Consider the following 3,826-nt stretch of genomic DNA (forward strand, 5'->3'; position numbering starts at 1 on the left):
ACTCAAGGCTGCTTTTTCGTTTACACCAACTCCGATTGTTTCCTTAACAGTTTGTTGAATTAAAAATGAAATAAAGTTTCAGTAATCATAGAGTGTATGGATTCAATTCCATATGCTCTTTTTCTTTACTTAATTTCATGAAAAATGTAAAAATCTAATGTTACGAGTTTCTTACGAGTTGCATTAAAAAAACTCGCAAGAAAAAAAGTAAAAAAATTTGCTTTTGACCACTGTAAAACATGCTCTGAGCGTTTCGTTATATGAAGGGATAATTTTTCTTTCATATTTCAAGGAAAAGAGGATAAAGAAATGTCAGAGAAAAGATGTTATACAGTTCAAGAGTTACAGGAAATCTTAGGAGTCAGCAGACCTACTATTTATAACCTTTTGAAGAAAAAGGAATTCCGGTGGATCCAGTTGGATGGCGGAAAGTATCGCATCTCTAAGAAGAGTTTCGATGACTGGCTCGATAACTTGGAACAGTAAAAAACAGGGTGTTGATCTGGCAGATTTTGTCTGCAATCGACATCCTAAATTTTTATCTGGATTTGAGATATGATATAAGAAAAAACACTAACACTAAAAAAGACAGGAAGTGAAGAATAAATGGCAACAGCAATTATGAAACAAAAAGAAGTTCCGGAAATGGATGATGTTGCAGAAATCATTTCGAAGATATCAGAGGACAGTCCTTACAAACGTCGTCCAACGCAAAAGAGAACCTGGATGACCGTGCCGGAAATGGGAAAGCTGTTGGGATTAAAAAAGACAGATCGATACTGGCTGGTTCATAAAAATGTTTTTGAATCAAAAGAGATTGCCGGAAAGATACGAATCAACATTGCTAGCTTTGAAAAATGGTACGCCAATCAGATTAAATATCATAAAGTTACCGGAGAAAAACCCGGGAAAGAATTGAAATCCTGGTCCTATTCTGTTAAGGAAGTCGCGGATCTGTTGGGTGTTGATGAATATCTTGTTTATGATTTACTCAAGAAAAATCAAATGGAAGCTGTTATTGTCGATTACTGGAAACGAATACCAAAAGAATCTTTTCAGAATTGGTATAAAAGCCAGTCCCAGTATCGAACAAAGGAAGACAGAAAAAAAGACGCTCTTCTGGAAGATGCAACAATTACGATGCCTGAGATGGCACAGCTGCTTGGAACAACCAGAAGCGCAGTATATACAATTCTTGATAATCCAAAGTATAGTCATTTTTTTGAATTCATTGTGATTGCAGAAAAGAAAAGGATCACAAAAGAGAGTTTTCAAAAATTCCTGGAAGGTCAGGATCGGTATATGCTGGATCCATCGAATGATTATGAAGAACTTGCACAGGAACAAAATATTGCCCTGGCTAATTTCCGGCGGAAGAAATTATCACAGACCGGAATACGAGGAAGCAATGGAAATATAAAGTATCTTACTTTTGATGAAGCTTCCTATCTGGCAAAGGTCAGCAGAAGCATGATCAACAAGTGGGCGGATAAAGGAAAGTTCACAGTAATAAAAGTTGGCAGTCGAGTTAGGATCCGTCGGGATGAATTTGAGGACTGGATGGAGCAAAGAGATTTGGAAAGGAGTATGCAATAATATGGCATCAATAAGAGAACGAAACGGAAAATTCAATGTAATCTATTCTTATACGAATGAAAAAGGCGAGAGAAAACAGAAATGGGAAACCTATGAAACAAAAGCCGAAGCTAAAAGAAGAAAAAAAGAAATTGAATATAAAAAAGAGATGGGATCATTTGTCGTCCGCAAATGCAAAACACTGGACGAGCTCATTACAGAATATGTTGCACTGTATGGAAAAGAAAACTGGGCGCTTTCTACGTATGAAGGAAATGTCTCTCTTATCAACAACTATATTCTTCCGATCATTGGTGATGCAAAGCTGTCAGAAATCAATACCAGATTCATCGAAAGATATTATCAGAGTCTTTTGAAGAGGCGTGCTGTTATCAATCCATTAAATAAAACAAGTAAAAATGAACTTGTATCGGCCAGTACCATCAGAGATATTAATAAGCTGCTTAGAAACTGTTTTGAGCAGGCAGTGAAATGGGAATTGATGGAGAAAAATCCCTGCATTCATGCAACTGTACCAAAACATAAATCCCAAAAAAGAGACATCTGGACAGCGGATACATTGATGTATGCGCTCAGTGTCTGTGAAGATGAACGATTAAAGCTCGCAATTAATCTATCTTTCTCATGTTCCCTGCGACTTGGTGAGCTGCTTGGTCTTACCTGGGATTGTGTAGATATCTCTCCTGAGGCAATTGAAGAAAACCGTGCATATGTCTTCATCAACAAAGAATCACAGCGTATAAGAAAAGAATCGTTGAATGCATTGGATGAAGTCGATCCGGAACTTCTGGCAAAAGTATTGGCTAATCCAGAGATGCGGGCATTACTCAATTCGTTGGCGAAGACGATGAAGTAATGAATTCTATATCCCAATGAGTATATTTATTGTGCATATGGAGAATCTATCTCCATCAAATCTATTGAAATCTCCATCATTTAGCGTTAAAATGATGGAGATAAATTCAAAATGAAGGAGATTTCAATGAGAAATTTTGATTATATTACAAATCCTGCGAAGTTGCTGACACCTGAAATTGTTCAGATGGTTGGCAGTATTCATGAGCATAAAGGTAAACAGGAATTATTTCTGGAAGCAAACATAGATGAACTGAAAACACTTCTGGAAGTTGCTTTAATTCAAAGTACGGGAGCATCTAACCGAATTGAAGGTATATTTACAAGTGATAAACGTTTGGAAGAACTGGTAAGTCAGAAAGCAGAGCCACGTAATCGGTCTGAACAGGAAATTGCCGGCTACCGTGAAGTGCTGGCTACGATTCACGAAAGTTATGAATATATCACTCCAAGACCAAACATTATTTTACAGTTACATCGTGATTTATATTCTTATTCCCAAGGAAACATCGGTGGTACCTATAAGAATTCAGACAATGTAATTGCAGAAACCGATGCCGAGGGACACCAGAAAGCTCGTTTTATTCCCGTTCCAGCTTTTCAGACTGCAGAAGCAATAGACGAACTTTGCGCTCGTTTCCTTGAAGCATGGGAAGCTGACCGCATTGATAAACTGGTTTTGATTCCTATGTTCATTCTGGACTTTCTGTGCATCCATCCTTTCAATGACGGAAATGGTAGGATGAGCCGTTTGCTCACTTTACTGCTTTTTTATAAGGCGGGATATATCGTTGGAAAATATGTCAGTATGGAAATGCTGATTGAAAAGACAAAAGAAACATATTATGAAGCCCTTCAAGCAAGTTCTACTGGCTGGCATGAGGGCGAAAACAGCTATGAGCCTTTTGTTAAGTATTATTTAGGTATTATGCTGAAAGCATACAATGAATTTGAAAGCCGTGTAGAACATTTGAAGTACCATAATCTTTCCAAGCCGGATAGAATTAAGGCGGTGATTGATAATAAGGTTGGTAAGATAACGAAGAAGGAAATTATGGAACTATGCCCTGACATAAGTAAGGTTACCGTGGAAAGAACACTGACAGATTTAGTTAAGAGTGGGTATATCGCAAAGGTCGGTGCAGGTCCATCCACCGGTTATGTCCGTATTTGAAAAATTATTTTCAGATTTCCATAATAATAATATTACTACTTTGAATTAACCAATTTGCCAGTCAAAAACGCATGGACAAACCGTCTCATATGCGGTATATTATTTATAGACAAGAAAATATCTTGTGCTTTCGATAGGAAGTTTAATTGAATAATTGCGCGTCGCATTCTCGTTACTTAGTGATGAGTTAGACGCGCAAAT

Annotated in this window: 4 protein-coding genes; all 4 read left to right on the top strand. The window is 37.3% G+C overall.

Features of this window, described 5'->3' with window-relative positions; all coding sequences use genetic code 11:
• Positions 1-309 precede the first annotated feature (309 nt).
• The 4 genes from LJE11_RS18640 (at position 310) to LJE11_RS18655 (ending at position 3,625) form a co-directional block, all read left to right on the top strand.
• Entirely contained in the window at positions 310-486 is a 177-nt protein-coding gene (locus LJE11_RS18640) for a helix-turn-helix domain-containing protein (protein WP_003864535.1), read from the top strand.
• A 120-nt stretch (positions 487-606) separates the two neighbouring features.
• A complete protein-coding gene (locus tag LJE11_RS18645) occupies positions 607-1,596 on the top strand; it encodes a helix-turn-helix domain-containing protein (protein WP_055054270.1) in 990 nt (329 codons plus the stop codon).
• 1 nt (position 1,597) lies between these two features.
• Positions 1,598-2,452: a tyrosine-type recombinase/integrase gene (locus LJE11_RS18650; protein WP_226839779.1), complete on the top strand. Its 855-nt coding sequence runs from the start codon at positions 1,598-1,600 to the stop codon at positions 2,450-2,452.
• Positions 2,453-2,563: 111 nt separating this feature from the next.
• Positions 2,564-3,625: a Fic family protein gene (locus tag LJE11_RS18655; RefSeq protein ID WP_055054271.1), complete on the top strand. Its 1,062-nt coding sequence runs from the start codon at positions 2,564-2,566 to the stop codon at positions 3,623-3,625.
• Positions 3,626-3,826 lie beyond the last annotated feature (201 nt).

Source organism: Blautia sp. DFI.1.216 (assembly GCF_020594215.1).
GTDB lineage: Bacteria > Bacillota > Clostridia > Lachnospirales > Lachnospiraceae > Blautia_A > Blautia_A wexlerae.

Coding starts and splice junctions, on each gene's coding strand:
- LJE11_RS18640 (WP_003864535.1), top strand. CDS start 310: ATGTCAGAGAAAAGATGTTATACAGTTCAAGAGTTACAGGAAATCTTA.
- LJE11_RS18650 (WP_226839779.1), top strand. CDS start 1,598: ATGGCATCAATAAGAGAACGAAACGGAAAATTCAATGTAATCTATTCT.
- LJE11_RS18655 (WP_055054271.1), top strand. CDS start 2,564: ATGAAGGAGATTTCAATGAGAAATTTTGATTATATTACAAATCCTGCG.
- LJE11_RS18645 (WP_055054270.1), top strand. CDS start 607: ATGGCAACAGCAATTATGAAACAAAAAGAAGTTCCGGAAATGGATGAT.